Annotated in this window: 15 protein-coding genes; 7 read left to right on the plus strand and 8 right to left on the minus strand. The window is 67.6% G+C overall.

Going from position 1 to position 16,422, the window contains the following annotated elements; translation table 11 throughout:
* Positions 1-5: 5 nt before the first annotated feature.
* Positions 6-1,349 carry an aminodeoxychorismate synthase component I gene (gene pabB, locus FSV73_RS15815; protein WP_145008799.1) on the minus strand — a complete coding sequence of 448 codons (1,344 nt, stop codon included), beginning with the start codon at positions 1,347-1,349 and terminating at the stop codon, positions 6-8.
* Positions 1,350-1,504: 155 nt separating this feature from the next.
* Between pabB and FSV73_RS15820 the strand changes: the two genes are divergently transcribed.
* From FSV73_RS15820 to prpD, 4 genes are all read left to right on the plus strand, one after another.
* Entirely contained in the window at positions 1,505-2,206 is a 702-nt protein-coding gene (locus FSV73_RS15820; protein WP_145008800.1) for a GntR family transcriptional regulator, read from the plus strand.
* A gap of 4 nt (positions 2,207-2,210) precedes the next feature.
* The gene (prpB, locus tag FSV73_RS15825) at positions 2,211-3,098 is read left to right on the plus strand and encodes a methylisocitrate lyase (RefSeq protein ID WP_145008801.1); all 888 of its coding nucleotides are present in this window, start codon (positions 2,211-2,213) and stop codon (positions 3,096-3,098) included.
* 55 nt (positions 3,099-3,153) lie between these two features.
* Positions 3,154-4,281, plus strand: coding sequence for a bifunctional 2-methylcitrate synthase/citrate synthase (gene prpC, locus FSV73_RS15830; protein WP_145008802.1), 1,128 nt, complete (start codon positions 3,154-3,156; stop codon positions 4,279-4,281).
* A gap of 110 nt (positions 4,282-4,391) precedes the next feature.
* Entirely contained in the window at positions 4,392-5,876 is a 1,485-nt protein-coding gene (prpD, locus tag FSV73_RS15835) for a 2-methylcitrate dehydratase (RefSeq protein ID WP_145008803.1), read from the plus strand.
* Positions 5,877-5,989: 113 nt separating this feature from the next.
* On the opposite strand, the gene FSV73_RS15840 is transcribed toward prpD, so the two are convergent.
* From FSV73_RS15840 to FSV73_RS15855, 4 genes are all read right to left on the minus strand, one after another.
* A complete protein-coding gene (locus FSV73_RS15840; RefSeq protein WP_145008804.1) occupies positions 5,990-6,319 on the minus strand; it encodes a hypothetical protein in 330 nt (109 codons plus the stop codon).
* A gap of 25 nt (positions 6,320-6,344) precedes the next feature.
* Positions 6,345-7,940, minus strand: coding sequence for an isocitrate lyase (locus FSV73_RS15845; RefSeq protein ID WP_145008805.1), 1,596 nt, complete (start codon positions 7,938-7,940; stop codon positions 6,345-6,347).
* A 690-nt stretch (positions 7,941-8,630) separates the two neighbouring features.
* Positions 8,631-9,047 carry a GFA family protein gene (locus FSV73_RS15850; RefSeq protein ID WP_145008806.1) on the minus strand — a complete coding sequence of 139 codons (417 nt, stop codon included), beginning with the start codon at positions 9,045-9,047 and terminating at the stop codon, positions 8,631-8,633.
* 97 nt (positions 9,048-9,144) lie between these two features.
* Positions 9,145-9,426 (minus strand): peptidylprolyl isomerase, encoded by a 282-nt coding sequence (locus tag FSV73_RS15855; protein WP_007160531.1) that lies wholly within the window; start codon positions 9,424-9,426, stop codon positions 9,145-9,147.
* 153 nt (positions 9,427-9,579) lie between these two features.
* Between FSV73_RS15855 and FSV73_RS15860 the strand changes: the two genes are divergently transcribed.
* A complete protein-coding gene (locus FSV73_RS15860) occupies positions 9,580-10,428 on the plus strand; it encodes a CAP domain-containing protein (protein ID WP_145008807.1) in 849 nt (282 codons plus the stop codon).
* Positions 10,429-10,477: 49 nt separating this feature from the next.
* Here the strand turns inward: FSV73_RS15860 and FSV73_RS15865 are convergent, their stop codons facing one another.
* Both FSV73_RS15865 and copM read right to left on the minus strand, forming a co-directional pair.
* Positions 10,478-10,861, minus strand: coding sequence for a VOC family protein (locus FSV73_RS15865; RefSeq protein WP_145008808.1), 384 nt, complete (start codon positions 10,859-10,861; stop codon positions 10,478-10,480).
* Between the two features lie 58 nt (positions 10,862-10,919).
* Entirely contained in the window at positions 10,920-11,255 is a 336-nt protein-coding gene (gene copM, locus FSV73_RS15870) for a CopM family metallochaperone (RefSeq protein WP_145008809.1), read from the minus strand.
* A 420-nt stretch (positions 11,256-11,675) separates the two neighbouring features.
* Between copM and FSV73_RS15875 the strand changes: the two genes are divergently transcribed.
* On the plus strand, positions 11,676-12,866 hold the full coding sequence (locus FSV73_RS15875; RefSeq protein ID WP_145008810.1) for a sugar transporter: 1,191 nt from the start codon (positions 11,676-11,678) through the stop codon (positions 12,864-12,866).
* 162 nt (positions 12,867-13,028) lie between these two features.
* Positions 13,029-13,496, plus strand: coding sequence for a DUF4442 domain-containing protein (locus FSV73_RS15880; protein ID WP_145008811.1), 468 nt, complete (start codon positions 13,029-13,031; stop codon positions 13,494-13,496).
* 391 nt (positions 13,497-13,887) lie between these two features.
* Here FSV73_RS15880 and FSV73_RS15885 read toward each other — a convergent pair whose 3' ends face one another.
* On the minus strand, positions 13,888-16,281 hold the full coding sequence (locus tag FSV73_RS15885; protein WP_145008812.1) for a DEAD/DEAH box helicase: 2,394 nt from the start codon (positions 16,279-16,281) through the stop codon (positions 13,888-13,890).
* Positions 16,282-16,422: the final 141 nt, after the last annotated feature.

Genomic DNA, 16,422 nt, shown 5'->3' on the forward strand with positions numbered 1-16,422 from the left:
CCGGATCAGCTATGGGCTTCCAGCGTTTCCAGCAGCACCCGCACCTTGGCCAGGGATTCGGCGTATTCGTCGGCCCAGTGGGAATCCATGACGATGCCGCCGCCGCCCCAGCAGGTGAGCACGCCGTCTTCGGCCAGCAGGCTGCGGATGAGGATGGAGCTGTCGCTCTCGCCACGCACGTCCAGATAGAGCAGCGAGCCGCAATAGGGGCCGCGGCGGGTCTCTTCCAGTTCGTCGATGATCTGCATGGCGCGGATCTTCGGCGCCCCGGTGATGGAGCCACCCGGAAAGCTGCCGGCCAGCAGGTCCAGGGCGTCCAGGCCCGCGGCCAGTTCGCCGGTCACCGCGCTGACCAGGTGATGGACGTTGGGATAGCTCTCCAAGGCGAACAATTCGGGCACCCGCACCGAGCCGATCCGGCAGCTACGGCCCAGGTCGTTGCGCAGCAGGTCGACGATCATCAGGTTCTCGGCGCGATCCTTGGGGCTGGCCAGCAGGGCGCTGGCTTCGGCGGCATCGGCGGCGGGATCGGCGCGGCGTGGCCGGGTGCCCTTGATCGGCCGGGTTTCCACCTGGCCACGGCTCACCCGCAGGAAGCGCTCGGGCGAATGGCTGAGCAGGGCGCCACGCGCCAGCGCCAGGTAGCCGGAGAAGGGCGTCGGGCAGGCCGCGCGCAAGGCGAGGTAGGCGGTCCAGGGCGAACCCTGGAAGGGCGCGCGAAAGCGCTGGGCGAAGTTGACCTGGTAGCAATCGCCGGCGGCGATATAGGCCTGGATGGCCTCGATGCGCTGGCGATAGGTGCCCTCGTCGATGTCGGCGGCGAAGGGCGCGGTGAGGCCGAAGGCCTCGGTCTCGGACGTTTCCCCCGCGTCGAACAGGGCGATCAGCCGCTGCCGTTCCCCGGCCGCCAGCGCCGGATGGCAGACCAGCTGGCTGGTCCGCGCCTGGTGATCGGTGATCAGCGCCCAGGCATAGAGCCCCAGGCGCGCATCGGGCAGTTGCAGATCGGCGCGGGCACCCTCCGGCAGCCGCTCCAGGCGCCGGCCGAAGTCGTAGCCGAGATAGCCCAGCAGGCCACCGGCGAAAGGCAGCTCCACCTCGTCTGGCAATTCCGCCCGGCCCAGGTTGGCCAGGGCGGTACGCGCCCGGGCACAGAAGGTGCGGCCATCCTCGCCGGCTGCCGGTTGCAGCACCGCCAGCGGCCAGGCCGCCATGAGGTCGTAGCGACCGCGCTCGGCCACCGGTCGCCCGGAATCCAGCAGCACCGCGCCGGGCTCGCCGTGCAACAGGGCGAAACGCGCCGTAGGTTCGGCGTGATAGGGCAGCGGATGCAGGTGGCAGAGGGGCATGGCGAGGTCGGTTGGGGCTGGACGGCGCGCTAGTGTAGCGAACCGCCGGGCGGGCATGGGAGATACAGACTGTCACAGCAGGATTGTCGACAAAGATTGACTGGAAAGGCGTTCAGGCGTAGTTATTCAGCCCATAAACACAAAAGGTGTCGACAATGATCGATAGCCCCCTCGTGACCGAGGCGCCCGAGACCGACAGCGGAACCCTTTCCGAACAGGTCTTCCGGCGCATTCGCGAAGCCATCGTGCGCGGCGACGTGGCGCCGGGCAGCAAGATCTCCGAACCGGAGCTGGCCCGTACCTATGGCATCAGCCGTGGCCCGCTGCGCGAAGCCATCCACCGGCTGGAAGGCCAGCGCCTGGTGGTGCGGGTGCCCCATGCCGGGGCCCGGGTCGCCGCCCTGAGCCTGGCCGAGCTGGTCGAACTCTACGAAATCCGCGAATCCCTCGAAGGCATGGCCTGCCGCCTGGCCGCCGAGCGCCTCACGCCCCAGGGCATCGCCGAATTGCGCCAGCTGCTGGATACCCACGAGCGCGACCCGGCGTTCCAGGCCGGCACCGGCTACTACCTGCAGGAAGGCGACCACGACTTCCACTACCGCATCATCCAGGCCAGCGGCAACGGCATGCTGGTGCGCCTGCTCTGCGGCGAGCTCTATCACCTGGTGCGCATGTACCGCCTCAAGGTCTCCGCCACCCCCAATCGGCCGCGCCAAGCCTTCGCCGAACACCATCGCATCCTCGATGCCCTGGCCGAGGGCGATGGCGAACTGGCCGAGCTACTGATGCGCCGGCACATCGCCGCCTCCAAGCGCAATCTGCAGAGCCACCCCCTAGTCCAAGCCCAGTCGAGGTAACACCATGCCTGCCGTCAGTCCCGGCCAGAAATTCCGTGCCGCTGTCGCCGCCGCACGCCCGCTGCAGGTGGTCGGCACCCTCAATGCCAATCATGCGCTGCTGGCCAAGCGGGCCGGCTTCCAGGCCATCTACCTGTCCGGTGGCGGCGTCGCGGCCGGCTCCCTGGGGCTGCCGGACTTGGGCATCAGCGGCCTGGAGGACGTGCTGATCGACGTCCGTCGTATCACCGACGTCTGCGACCTGCCGCTGCTGGTGGATGTCGACACCGGCTTCGGCGCCTCGGCCTTCAACGTGGCGCGCACCGTGCGCTCGTTGATCAAGGCCGGCGCGGCGGCCATGCACATCGAGGATCAGGTGGGCGCCAAGCGCTGTGGCCACCGGCCGGGCAAGGAGATCGTCAGCCAGCAGGAGATGGTCGACCGCATCAAGGCGGCGGTGGATGGCCGCACCGACCCGGACTTCGTCATCATGGCCCGCACCGACGCCCTGGCGGTGGAGGGCCTGCAGGCCGCCATCGACCGCGCCTGCGCCTGCGTCGAGGCCGGCGCCGACATGATCTTTCCCGAGGCCATGACCGAATTGCCCATGTACCGCCAGTTCGCCCAGGCGGTGCAGGTGCCGATCCTGGCCAACATCACCGAGTTCGGCGCCACGCCGCTGTTCACCACCGAGGAGCTGGCCGGCGCCGACGTCGGCCTGGTGCTCTATCCGCTGTCGGCCTTCCGCGCGGCCAATCGCGCGGCGGAAAACGTCTACACGGCGATCCGCCGCGACGGCAGCCAGCAAGCGGTGGTCGACACCATGCAGACCCGCGCCGAACTCTACGACCGCATCGATTACCACAGGTACGAAGACCAGCTGGACCGCCTGTTCCAGCAGCACAAACCCTGAAGCCCCACCCTGAACGCCCGCTTTTTCGCCTAATAAATCCAAGAGGAGCGAGACGATGGCAGACAGCAAAACCCTCGGCGGTGCCGGCCTGCGTGGCCAGGTCGCCGGCCGCACCGCGCTTTGCACCGTCGGCAAGACCGGCGCCGGCCTCACCTACCGGGGCTATGACATCCGTGAACTGGCGGCCGAGGCCGACTTCGAGGAAGTGGCCCACCTGCTGCTCTATGGCGAGCTGCCGACCCAGGCGCAACTGGACGCCTATCGCCAGCGCCTGGCGGCACTGCGCGACCTGCCGCAGCCGCTCAAGGAAGGCCTGGAGCGCATTCCCGCCAGCGCCCACCCCATGGATGTGATGCGCACCGGCGCCTCGCTGCTCGGCACCCTGGAGCCGGAGCGCAGCTTCGCCGACCAGCAACTGGTAGCCGACCGCCTGCTCGGCGCCTTTCCGGCGATCCTGCTCTACTGGCACCACTTCAGCCAGCGCGGCATCCGCATCGAGTGCAGCAGTAACGCCCCGGACATCGCCAGCCACTTCCTCACCCTGTTGCACGGCCAGGCGCCCAGCGAATTGCACGCGCGAGTAATGAACGTCTCGCTGATCCTCTATGCCGAGCACGAATTCAACGCCTCCACCTTCACCGCCCGGGTCTGCGCCTCGACGCTGTCGGATCTCTATTCCTGCGTCACCGGTGCCATCGGCTCCCTGCGCGGGCCGCTGCACGGCGGCGCCAACGAGGCGGCCATGGCGCTGATCGAGCGCTTCGCCTCGCCGGAAGAGGCGGTCACTGGCCTCAAGCAGTTGCTCGAACGCAAGGAAAAGGTGATGGGCTTCGGCCACGCCATCTACCGCGACAGCGATCCACGCAACGAGGTGATCAAGGACTACGCCCGGCAACTGGCGGCGGAGGTGGGCGACAGGGTGCTGTTCCCGGTCTCGGAAGCCATCGACCGCACCATGAAGGAAGAGAAGGGGCTGTTCCCCAATGCCGACTTCTACCACGCCTCGGCCTATCACTTCCTCGGCATCCCGACGCCGCTGTTCACCCCGATCTTCGTCTGCTCGCGCACGGCCGGCTGGTGCGCCCACGTCTTCGAGCAGCGCGCCGACAACCGCATCATCCGGCCCAGCGCGGACTACATCGGGGTCGAGCAGCGGGCCTTCACGCCCATCGCCAATCGTTGATTGTTTGATCGCGGCCATGGGCCGCTCCTACGGGAGCGGCCTCGGCAGCCAACCCCCGTAGGAGCGGCCGCATCGGCGGACCGCCACGGCCACGATATAAAGGAAATCCCATGAGCGCCAACGTCGATCTCAACAACCGACCCGACTACGACCCCGTCATCCAGGACCTGGCCGACTACGTGCTGACCTACCAGGTCAGCTCCCGCGAGGCCCTGGACACCGCCCGCAACTGCCTGATGGACACCCTCGGCTGCGGCCTGCTGTCCCTGCGTTTCCCCGAGTGCACCAAGCTGCTCGGCCCCCAGGTGGAGGGCACCGTGGTGCCCCAGGGCGCGCGGGTGCCGGGCACCAGCTATCGCCTGGACCCGGTCAAGGCGGCCTGGGACATCGGCTGCATCATTCGCTGGCTGGACTACAACGACACCTGGCTGGCCGCCGAATGGGGCCACCCCTCCGACAACCTGGGTGCCATCCTGGCGGTGGCCGACCACCTCTCCCAGCGCCGCGTGGCCCAGGGCGAAGCGCCCCTGACCATGCGCGAGGTGCTGGAGGCCATGGTCATGGCCCACGAGATCCAGGGCGTCTTCGCCCTGGAGAACTCCTTCAACCGCGTCGGCCTGGACCACGTCTTCCTGGTCAAGCTGGCCTCCACCGCGGTCAGCGCCAAGCTGATGGGCGCCAACCGCGAGCAACTGCTGGCGGCGCTCTCCCACGCCTTCGTCGATGGCCAGGCGCTGCGCACCTATCGCCATGCACCCAATGCCGGCAGCCGCAAGTCCTGGGCCGCCGGTGACGCCTCCAGCCGCGGCGTGCGCCTGGCCGACATCGCCCTGCGCGGCGAGATGGGCATCCCGGGCGTACTCAGCGCGCCCCAGTGGGGCTTCTACGACGTGCTGTTCAGCCACACCAACAAGGACCTGGCCACCAAGCCGGCCGACCAGCGCCAGTTCCGCTTCCCCCAGGGCTTCGGCAGCTACGTGATGGAAAACGTGCTGTTCAAGATCAGCTTCCCGGCGGAATTCCATGCCCAGACCGCCGCCGAGGCCGCGGTGATCCTGCATCCCCAGGTGCGGGACCGGGTGGATCAGATCGAGAAGATCGTGGTGACCACCCACGAATCGGCCATCCGCATCATCTCCAAGCAGGGCCCCATGGCCAATGCCGCCGACCGCGACCACTGCCTCCAGTACATGATCGCCGTGCCGCTGCTGTTCGGCGACCTGGTCGCCGAGCACTACGAAGACGCCTTCCACCAGGCCCATCCACGCATCGACCAGCTGCGCGAGAAGATGGAGATCGTCGAGGACGAGCGCTACAGCCGCGAGTACCTGGAAGCCGACAAGAGATCCATCGCCAACGCCCTGCAGGTGTTCTTCACCGACGGCAGCAGCACCGAGAAGATCGCCGTGGAATACCCCATCGGCCATCGCCGACGCCGCGAAGAGGGCATCCCGCTCTTGGAGCGCAAATTCCAGAGCAACCTGGCCACGCGCTTCCCGGCCGGTCGCTGCGCCCAGATCTTCGACCTCTGCAAGGACCAGGCAGGGCTGGAAGCCACGCCGGTGCATCGCTTCGTCGATCTGTTCGTGCTGTAAACGGAAGAGGCGACTCGCGCGAGCCGGGAGGGCCATCCCGGATCAGGGGAGTCGCCTCAGAGGTGGGGCAGGGCGCGACCGGTGTTCAACCATCCGACGCGCCCTTTTTCATCTCAGTAGTAGCGATCCACATAGGCCGGCTGCTGCTGCCGACCGGCCAGGCGCCAGTGTTCCTGCAGGGCGGCGTGGACGCTCCTGATGAAGTTGTCGTCCGCTGCCGCCGACTTGCCGACGTAGCCGCCGCCCTTGTTGTAGGTCTTGAAGCGGATGCGCAGGCTGGGATGGCGCTCCTCGAACTGCTCGGGCGTCTCGCCGCCGGGCAGGCGGTCGACATGCACCGCGCCGCTCTCGCAGACCCAGAGGATGTGATTGTGGTTCTTGTCCTTGAGCCGGCCGAACAGCTGCTTGAGATCGTCCAGGCTGGGGTTGTCGTTCAGGTTCATGAGTGTGTCCTCCACAGGGCCGTGATCAATGGAACTGGTTCATGGTGTTGTCCTTGCCCGCGGCCTTGAGCGCGGCCTCGCCGGCGAAGTATTCCTTGTGGTCGTCGCCCATGTCCGAGCCGGCCATGTTCTGGTGCTTGACGCAGGCGATGCCCTGGCGGATCTCCTGGCGCTGCACGCCCTTGACGTAGGCCAGCATGCCTTCCTCGGCGAAGTAGCCCTTGGCCAGGTTGTCGGTGGACAGCGCCGCGGTGTGGTAGGTGGGCAGGGTAATCAGGTGGTGGAAGATGCCCGCTTCTCGCGCCGCATCGCGCTGGAAGCTCTGGATCCGCGCATCGGCCAGGCGCCCCAGTTCGGTGTCGTCGTAGTCCACGCTCATCAGCTTGGCGCGGTCGTAGGCGGAGACGTCCTTGCCCTCGGCCTGCAGGGCGTCGAACACCTGCTGGCGGAAGCTCAGGGTCCAGTTGAAGGAGGGGCTGTTGTTGTAGACCAGCTTGGCGTTGGGCACGACTTCGCGGATGCGGTCGACCATGGCCTTGATCTGGCCGACGTGGGGCTTCTCGGTCTCGATCCACAGCAGGTCGGCGCCGTTCTGCAGCGAGGTGATGCAGTCCAGCACCACCCGGTCCACGCCGCTGCCGGCACGGAACTGGAACAGGCCACTGGCCAGGCGCTTGGGTTTGAGCAACTTGCCGCCGCGGCTGATCAGGACATCACCGTTGCCCAGCTGGCTGGCGTCCACCTCGTCGCAGTCGAGGAAGCCGTTGTACTGGTCGCCCAGGTCGCCCGGCTGCTTGCTCACGGCGATCTGCTTGGTCAGGCCGGCGCCCAGGGAGTCGGTGCGGGCGACGATGACGCCCTTGTCCACGCCCAGTTCGAGGAAGGCGTAGCGCACGGCATTGATCTTGGCCAGGAAGTCCTCGTGGGGCACCGTGACCTTGCCGTCCTGATGGCCGCACTGCTTCTCGTCGGAGACCTGGTTTTCCAGCTGGATGCAGCAGGCCCCGGCTTCGATCATCTTCTTGGCCAAGAGGTAGGTGGCCTCGGCGTTGCCGAACCCGGCGTCGATGTCGGCGATGATCGGTACCACATGGGTCTCATAATTGTCGATCCTGGCCTGGAGGGCGGCGGCCTTGGCGTTCTCGTCGGCGGCGCGGGCGGCGTCCAGCTCGCGGAACAGCATGGCCAGTTCGCGGGCATCGGCCTGGCGCAGGAAGGTGTAGAGCTCCTCGATCAGCGCCGGCACGCTGGTCTTCTCGTGCATGGATTGATCCGGCAGCGGGCCGAATTCCGAGCGCAGCGCGGCGATCATCCAGCCGGACAGGTAGAGGTAGCGGCCCTGGGTGCTGCCCAGGTGCTTCTTGATGGCGATCAGCTTCTGCTGGCCGATGAAGCCGTGCCAGCAGCCCAGCGACTGGGTGTAGGCGCTGCTGTCGGCGTCGTAGTCGGCCATGTCCCGGCGCATGATGGCCGCGCAGTGGCGGGCGATGTCGAGACCGGTCTTGAAGCGATTCTGCAAGCGCATCCGTGCGGCGTACTCCGGATTGATGGCGCTCCAGTGATTGCCGGCGGTGGTCTTGAGGGCGGCGATGGCCTGAACGTCGTTCTGGTAAGCGGACATGAGTCGATCCTTCTCGATGAGGTGGGCTTGGGTACCAGTCTTTTCCCAACGTCCGGCAGCGGGATGGCGGTTGCCACCTGGCTGCCGGTCGCGAAGGCGAGCGGTGGGCCCAGCTGTCGAGTCATGTCGCCGTGCGTGCCTGCATGGATCCGGACGTCACCTCTGGCGACGCTGCCTCGAGCAGCGTGGCGTTCCAGTCGTCTTCTTTTGTAGTGCCTCTTGAGCATCACTACGCAAGACGGCCCGAGGGTCACCCGGAGCCCAGGCGCGACCCGCATGGATAGGGGGTTCGCGTCCGGTGCAACTAGAGATTTGCAGGAGATCAGGGCGTCGTCAACCAAGTTTTGTAGTGCTTTCGTATAGTCACTACAAAAGTCGTAGACGCGGCGGGGAGCGGGTTTGGGGCGTCTATTGCTGACTCATGGGTCGCCGATGAGGGCAAAACCGGGCCGCAAGCCACGGCGCTGGCCGTGACCCTGTGGTCACTCGGAAGGTGGGCCGACGTTTACCGGTATCTGCCCCTGATGAGGGACAGATACCCGAGCGGCGGGCGGGACTTGCCGGTCAGTGCCGACGAACGGTAAGTCCCTGCAGCTCAGGAAGCCGTGGTGGCGGTGAGACTGGTGAGGGTATCGGCGCTGTCTGGGTGCGCGACACGGTCAGGGCGCCACCGCCAATCGCCGCGGCCGGCTAGTCCTGGTCGGCGAGCGCTTCGGCGCCGGTCCGCTGGCGCAGGGAATGGGCGAAGCAGTACCAGGCGGGCTTTTCCTCGATGAAGATCTCGTCATCCAGGATCCAGTCCGACGAGGTGTCCAGTAGGCCGACCGGAATGGCGTAGTGCGGCCGGGCCGTGAGGCGGTAGAAGAGGTGGGTGCCGCAGCGGGTGCAGAAGCCGCGCTCCGCCCAGCTGGACGAACGGTGGATGCCGAGGGCCTCGCTACCCCGAATGGTCGGCGGCAGGGCGCATTCCACCGCCAGCAGCGGACCTCCGCCCCAGCGCCGGCAGGTGCGGCAATGACAGGCCGAGACCTGGGTGGTGGTGAGCGGGCAGTCGAGCTGGACGGCGCCACAAAGGCACTGGCCATGATGGAAGCGGGGACTGGACAAGGGACTGGCCTCGCGAGACGGGGTCTCTGCAGGATAGTCGGTCGTGCGGAAGGGGGGAGGGGTGACGCTCCCGCGGCAGGCGAAAGCGTCGGCGAGATCAATCCTCGCGGCTGGTGACTTCCACCAGGTGGTAGCCGAACTGGGTCTTCACCGGACCCTGGACCTGGTGCAGCGGGGCGCTGAACACCACGGTGTCGAATTCCTTGACCATCTGGCCCGGGCGGAAGGTACCCAGGTCACCGCCCTGGCGGCTGGACGGGCAGCTGGAGTTGTCCTTGGCCACCTGGGCGAAGTCGGCACCCCCTTCGATGGCGGCTTTGAGTTCGTTGCACTTGGCTTCGCTGGAAACCAGGATGTGGCGGGCAGAGGCTTTGGCCATGGGAGAGACTCCTGTTGATTGAGCCGGCGAGCCTACCCCAATCACCCTTGCAAGCAAACTGCCATCCGTTCCTCGGTTGGCGAGCCGCCTGGCTTGCGCCCTGGATGCAGGCCGGGTACATAGCGCTTCCCTCTTTTCCGGATCCGCTCACGCATGTCCCCTTTGCCTGCCTTGTCCCTGCTGCTGACCACGACCCTGCTGACCCAGGCCGCCCTGACGGCGACGCCCGAAGAGGCGCGGCTGGTCAGCCTGATCAATGCCTATCGCGCGGCGCCCCAGGGCTGTGCCGGGATGCGCGCCGCCGCGCCGCTCGCCGCGGACAGTCGCCTGGCGGCGGTGCGCCTGACCGGTCGCGAGCGCCTGCAGGGCGACCTGCGCGCCGCCGGCTACCAGGCCGCGGCGGTGCAGGTGATCATGCTGGCCGGTGCCCCTACCGCCCAGGCGGCCATGGCCGGACTGCGCCAGCAGTATTGCCGGCCGCTGGCGAGTAGCGACTATGCCCAGATCGGTGTCAGCCAGCAGGGACCCCGCTGGCAGCTTGTGCTGGCCCGTCCGGTGGTGAGCGCCGGCCTGGGCGATTGGCAGACCGCTGGCAAGGCGGTCCTGGCCGAGGTCAACCGGGCCCGGGCCCAGGCCCGTACCTGCGGTACCCGGCGCTTCGCCGCCACCACGCCACTGCGCTGGAATCCGGCGCTGGCCAATGCCGCCCTGGCGCACAGCCAGGACATGGCCGGGCGCGACTACTTTTCCCATACCGCGCCGGACGGCGGCAGCGTCGCCGAGCGGGTGGCCAGGCAGGGCTATGGCTGGACGCGCATCGGCGAGAACATCGCCGCGGGCGCCGGCTCGGTCGCCCAGGCCATGCAGGGTTGGCTGGCCAGCCCCGGGCATTGCGCCAACCTCATGAGTCCCGACTTCACCGAGATGGGCGCGGCCTATGCGCTGAATCCGCGCAGCACCCACAGCCTCTACTGGACCCAGGTGTTCGGCCGGCCGCGCTAGGGGGTGGCCGAAGCCTGCCCGCCCTGCGCCCGGCGAAGCCGCGGGCGGATCAGGTCGGGTACTCCGAGATCTCGATCAGGTTGAGATCGGGATCCCGCACATAGACCGAACGGATCGGCCCGGTCGCACCGGTGCGGTCCACCGGGCCTTCCACGATCGGCCAGCCTTCCCGCTGCAGATGGGCGATCACCGCGTCGAGCGGCTGGCGGGCGATGAAGCAGAGGTCGAGCGCGCCCGGCACCGGCAGGTGCGCCTTGGGCTCGAATTCCCGACCGCGCTCGTGCAGGTTGATCTTCTGGTTGCCGTAGCTCAGCGCCTTGCGCCCGGCGCCGAACACCTCCAGGCGCATGCCCAGCACCCGGGTATAGAAATCCTCGCAGGCGGCGAGGTCGACGGTGGTCAGCACCAGGTGATCCAGATGGTCGATGAGCATGACGATCTCCGGGACGGGGCGGGACCCTCACTGTGCCAGTCGCCCGCGCCCGCGGCCATCACTTGCCGTGGGCCTTGATCCAGCGCTTGAGCTGGTCGATCTCCTTTTGCTGGGCCTGGATGATGGTCTCGGCCAGCTGGCGCAGCTCCGGGTCCTTGCCGTGCTGGAGCTCGTAGCGAGCCATGTCGAGGGCGCCCTCGTGGTGGGCCAGCATGCCCTTGGCGAAGCCCAGATCCGGGTCCTTGGCCTTAAGCCCCTCTTCCATGCCCTGGTGCATGGCGTCCATGCTCTTCTGCATGTCCTGGTGGGCCTGGTGGGTATCCTCGGCGGCGGTCGCGACACCGCTCGCCAGCAGGGTGAGGGCGAGCAGGGTGGTGGGGAGGACGATACGCATGGGGAGGCTCCTGGAATTAGCTGACGATAGCGAGGCTAGAGCTTGCCCCTGGGGCAAGGTCAACCGCTACGCTGGTTCCTGTCCGAGGCTGTGACGGGTAAAAGGTTTCGCGATGTTTTGTCGCAGCTGGAAGGGCCTGGCATGGCCTTTGGTTGACCGAAAAAGCGTGGCTGGTCAGTCGCTTGGCCGACGATTGTGAAATCCTGATCGACTAAGGGGCACCGCGCGGCGGTTGTAGTGGTCCGAATCGTCAGCGTAGAATTTTTACTACATCCAAAACCAATCCCGACCTACGGCAGCCTTCTCGCTCGCGATCTTCCCGTCGCAGGCGGGCCAAGTCTTTGCTCGTGGGTTTTCGTCGTCGACTTCGTCCTGCGAAGTCGCTGCCTATCCATCCCGCTCTGGAGTAGAAGACCTTCCATGGATGCTACCGCCGAAGCCCGGACACCCAGTTGGTCCGGCGTCATCGCCCTGGCCCTGGCCGCCTTCATCTTCAACACCACGGAATTCGTGCCGGTGGCGCTGCTCAGCGACATCGGCCGCAGCTTCGACCTGCGTCCGTCGCAGGTCGGGCTGATGCTGACCATCTATGCCTGGGTGGTCGCCCTGATGTCCCTGCCGATGATGCTCGTCACCCGCGCCATCGAGCGGCGTCGCCTGCTGGTGTTCGTCTTCGTGGTGTTCATCGCCTGCCATGGGTTGTCCGGGGTGGCCTGGAGCTTCGAGGTGCTGGTGGCCAGTCGGGTCGGTATCGCCTTCGCCCATGCGGTGTTCTGGTCGATCACCGCGTCGCTGGCCGTGCGCATCGCCCCGCCCGGCAAGCAGACCCAGGCCCTTGGCCTGCTGGCCACCGGCACCTGCCTGGCCATGGTGCTGGGCATCCCGCTGGGCCGGGTGCTCGGTGAGCTGCTCGGCTGGCGCTATACCTTCCTCGCCATTGCCGCCGTTGCCGTGGGCACGGTGCTCTGGCTGGCGCGCAACCTGCCGCTGCTGCCCAGCGAGAACTCCGGCTCCCTGGCCAGCCTGCCGGTGCTGTTCAAGCGCCCGGCGCTGCTGTGCATCTACCTGCTCACGGTGCTGGTGGTGACCGCCCACTTCACCGGCTACAGCTATATCGAGCCCTTCGCCGTGGAGGTGGCGGGCATGGCCGGTATGCAGATCACCGCCTTGCTGCTGCTGTTCGGTGGCTCCGGGGTGATCGGCTCGCTACTGTTCAGTCGCTACAGCCTGAGATTCCCCAACGGCTTCCTGATCATCGCCATCGGCGGCATCGCCCTGTCGCTGCTCCTGCTGCTGCCCTTCGCCTGGAAGGGCTACCTGCTGGAAGGGCTGAGCGTGGTCTGGGGCATCGCCATCATGAGCTTCGGCCTGGCGCTGCAATCCAAGGTGCTGGCGCTGGCCAAGGACGCCACCGATGTGGCCATGGCGCTGTTCTCGGGCATCTACAACGTCGGCATCGGCGGCGGCGCCCTGCTGGGCAGCGTGGTGGGCACCCAGGTCGGCATGCCCTACATTGGCCTGGTGGGTGGGGGGCTGGCGGTGGCCGGCCTGCTGTTCGCGGTGTTCATGACCCGGCGCTACGCCGAGCAACTCAACGCCAATCCGCTGTGATCCCCCGGGGCGTCGCGGCCTGGTCGCGGCGCCCCGGGCCGCGCGACCCAGGGGTCGCGAACTGTCTGCTCGGCCGCTCCCCGCTGCCGTGGAGCGGCCCGGGACGACGCGCTAAGCTGCGGGTCACCTGGCGCTTCGGCCAGGGCGTCGGATGCGCCCGTCATGAATCGACTGCTGTTCAATCTCTTCGTCTGGGCCAAGGTGCCCATCGCCAAGATCGCCGGGCTGCGCCTGCGTCAGTTGGACGCCAGCGGCTGCCAGATGCAGGTCACCCATGGCTGGCTGAACCAGAATCCCTTCAAGAGCATGTTCTGGGCGGTGGAGGGCATGGCGGCGGAATTTTCCACCGGTATCCTCGCCGACCTGCACATCCGTCGCTCCGGCAGTCGCTTCGCCATGCTGGTGGTGGCGCTCAACGCGACCTTCACCAAGAAGGCGGTGGGCACCATCGTCTTTCGCTGCGACCAGGGCGCGGCCATCGCCGCGGCGCTGCGGCTGGCGCGGGAGACGGGCGTGCCCCAGGTGGTGCAACTGCGTAGTGTCGGCACCGACGAGAGCGGCGAGCAGGTGGCGGAATTCTGCTTCACCTGGAGCTTCAAGGCGCGGATGCCGCTAGGGACATCCCGGTAGGAGCAACTGGCTGATCGCGGCCAGGGCCGAGGTAAAGCGTAGGTTGGGTTGAGACGGCTGCATCGTCGAAGCCCAACATTGCCGGCTCCCAACATGATGTTGGGCTTCGCTGCGCTCAACCCAACCTACCGCGGCCGGTAGGAGCGACTGTCTTTATCGCGGCCATGGCGGTTCGCCGATGCGGCCGCTCTAGCTTGGACTATCGCGGCCATGGGCCGCTCCTACAAGAGCATTACTCCCTGTAGGAGCGGCCCATGGCCGCGATCAACAACGTGGAAACCGCGCAGCATGATCCACGGATAGGGCGCTGCGAAGAGTGGATAAGGCTTCGCCGTTATCCACGCTACATGGCCGCGATCGATAGCGTGACCATTGGCGACTCCCGATCCGCTCAACGCCCGAAGCGCCCACCCCGGCGCTCGCCACGTCCCTGGCGGCGGCCACCCTTGCCGTGGCCTTTCTCCTGGCCCCGCGGCCGGCGGCGACGGGACAGCTCGCGGGTGATGGCTTCGTTGAGCAGGTCGCGGTGGTCCTCGCCCCGTTCCAGGGCGGGAAACAGCTCGGGCAGGCTGCGGGCCAGGTGCAGGTAGGTCTCCACCACATGCAGGGCGCTTTCCAGCCCGGCGAGGTCGGTGCCCAGGGGGATGCGCGGCAGATCCACCGGCTCGCCCCGGGCGACACTGCGGAGCCAGCGCTGGGCCTGGCCGCTGGCCGGACCCTCCAGGCCGCCGCGGATCGGTGTGCAGGCGAAGATCCAGCGCAGGTGGAAGTCGATACCGGGCAGGTCGATCAGCTTGATCCACTCGGCCAGTTCGTCGGGCAACACCGAGACGAAGGCGTCGCCGTAGTTGATGTTGCGGTTGAAGGTCAGCCAGGTGCGCAGCAGGCTGGGCTCCTGCATGAACTCCGACAGGGCGCGCAGGTGTTCGAGGCTCGGTCGGACCTGGAACTGGTGCAGGTCCACCGGGTCGTCCGGGCTGTGGAACAGCCGCTTGATGTTGCGCAGCACATGGGGCTCCAGCGCGGTGATCTCGCCCTCGGCATGGTGACCGAAGCGCCCGGCGCGGCCGCCGATCTGCTTGACCTCCTGCACCCGCAGCGGCCGATTCTGCACCCCGTCGAATTTCTCGTCGGTGTAGAAGCACAGGGTGTGGGCGGGCAGGTTGAGGCCCATGCCCACGGCGTCGGTGGCGACCATGATCTCGGTCTCGCCTTCGCGGAAGCGTCGCGCCTGTTCCCGCCGCACCTCCGGCGAGAGGGCGCCGTAGACCACCGAGACGCGGCGGCCGGCCATTTCCAGCAGGCCCTTGAGCTCCAGCACCACCCGGCGACTGAAGGCCACCAGCAGCGAGCCCGGCTCCAGCCGTTCCAGGCTGGTGGCGTGGCGCGCCACCGTGACCGGCGACAGCCGCTTGGTGGGCTTGATTTCCAGGCGATCCTCGCACAGCGCGCAGAGGGTGCGCAGCGAGGGTTCGATCAGCGCCGGGCCGGTCATCAGCAGGCGTTTGGTATGGGCGCTGACCAGGGCATCCACCCAGGCCCAGCCGCGTTGCGGATCGGCCAGCATCTGCACCTCGTCGACCACCACCACCTCCCACTGCTGGCGGCGGAAACGGGCGAACTCCTCCACGGTGCAGCAGAAGTGGGTGGCGCCCGGACGGATGATCTCTTCCTCGCCGGTGACCAGCGAGCAGGGCACGCCGAGGGACTCCAGGCGTTCCTGGTTTTCCAGGGCCATCAGCCGTAGCGGCGAGAGGTAGATGGCGTGGGTCACCGCCGCCATGGCCTCGATGGACCTGTGGGTCTTGCCGCTGTTGGTGGGGCCGAGCAGGGCGGTCCAGGTGCGGGTCAGGCGCCGCGCCGGATAATTCTGGTGGTACTGGGCGAAGCGCGGGTTGTGTTCCAGCAGCACGGCGAAGGCCATCTTCTCGCGCTGCTGTTCCACGGCATGGCGCAGCGCCCGGCGCAGCTTGTCGGTCTCCAGGCGCATCAGCTCCTGCAGCCGCGGCAGGCCGAGCTGGTGCAGATCGAAATCCAGGGCATCGGCCTCGTTCACCAGCACCGCGAAGCGCTGGCGCAGGTCGCCCGCCACCTCGGCCTTGAGCGCGGCGACATCGGCGTCACTGAGCAGGCGGCCCTGGTTGGCCGCCAGCCGCCGGGGGATCTCCAGGCGGATGTCGTCATGGCTGAGCACCACGTTGAACCTCAGCTCGTGGCGCGTCTCGTTGAGCACCTCCACCGCCCGCGGCAGGAAGTCGTCCAGGCGGATCAGCGCCTGGGGCACCCGCTCCAGCACGCGCTGGCGATCTTCCTCCGCCATCTCGGCGAAGGGTGCCGCGAGGATGCCGAGGCGCTCGCGCACGGCATCGCCCAGGCGCTCGCTCACCGCGGCGGCGAAGGCCTCGGCCGAAGCGCTGTCGGCCAGGTTGAGGGCCCAGTGGGGTTCGAGCAATTCGCTCGCCGCGCCCGCGGTGAAAAGCTTCTCGCTGCCGAAGACGTCCACCGGGTAGCCGAAGGTCTTGCTGGCACTCAGCAGCGCCTGGCCCAGCAGCGTCTCGGCAGCGGGGGCGCTGCCGGCGCTGACGGCCGCCGCCTCGTCGAGGCCCAGCCAGAAGGCCTTGGCGATCCGGCCGAGGTGCGGCAGGGGATAGCCCCCATAGGGCTTGAACCAGAGTTCCTGGTGCTGTTGCTTGGCGACGAAGTCCGGATGGGTGCGGCCGGCCCAGTCGAGGAAACGCCCGAGGCGTTCGAGACGGCGTTGCTTGCGTAGGCGGTGATCGCTCATGCGAGAAGACGGCTTCCTGTGGTGGGACGATGAGACATGGACCCCATTCGGGCGTCCGGGGTCACTCCAGGCCGCGCCATTCGGCAGACGGCGGGCACCGCGGCGGGCTCCGGGTAGTCTCCATGAAGACGGTGGCGCTCG

The sequence above is a fragment of the Pseudomonas oryzihabitans genome (genome assembly GCF_007665395.1).
In the GTDB taxonomy this organism is placed as follows: Bacteria; Pseudomonadota; Gammaproteobacteria; order Pseudomonadales; family Pseudomonadaceae; genus Chryseomonas; species Chryseomonas psychrotolerans_C.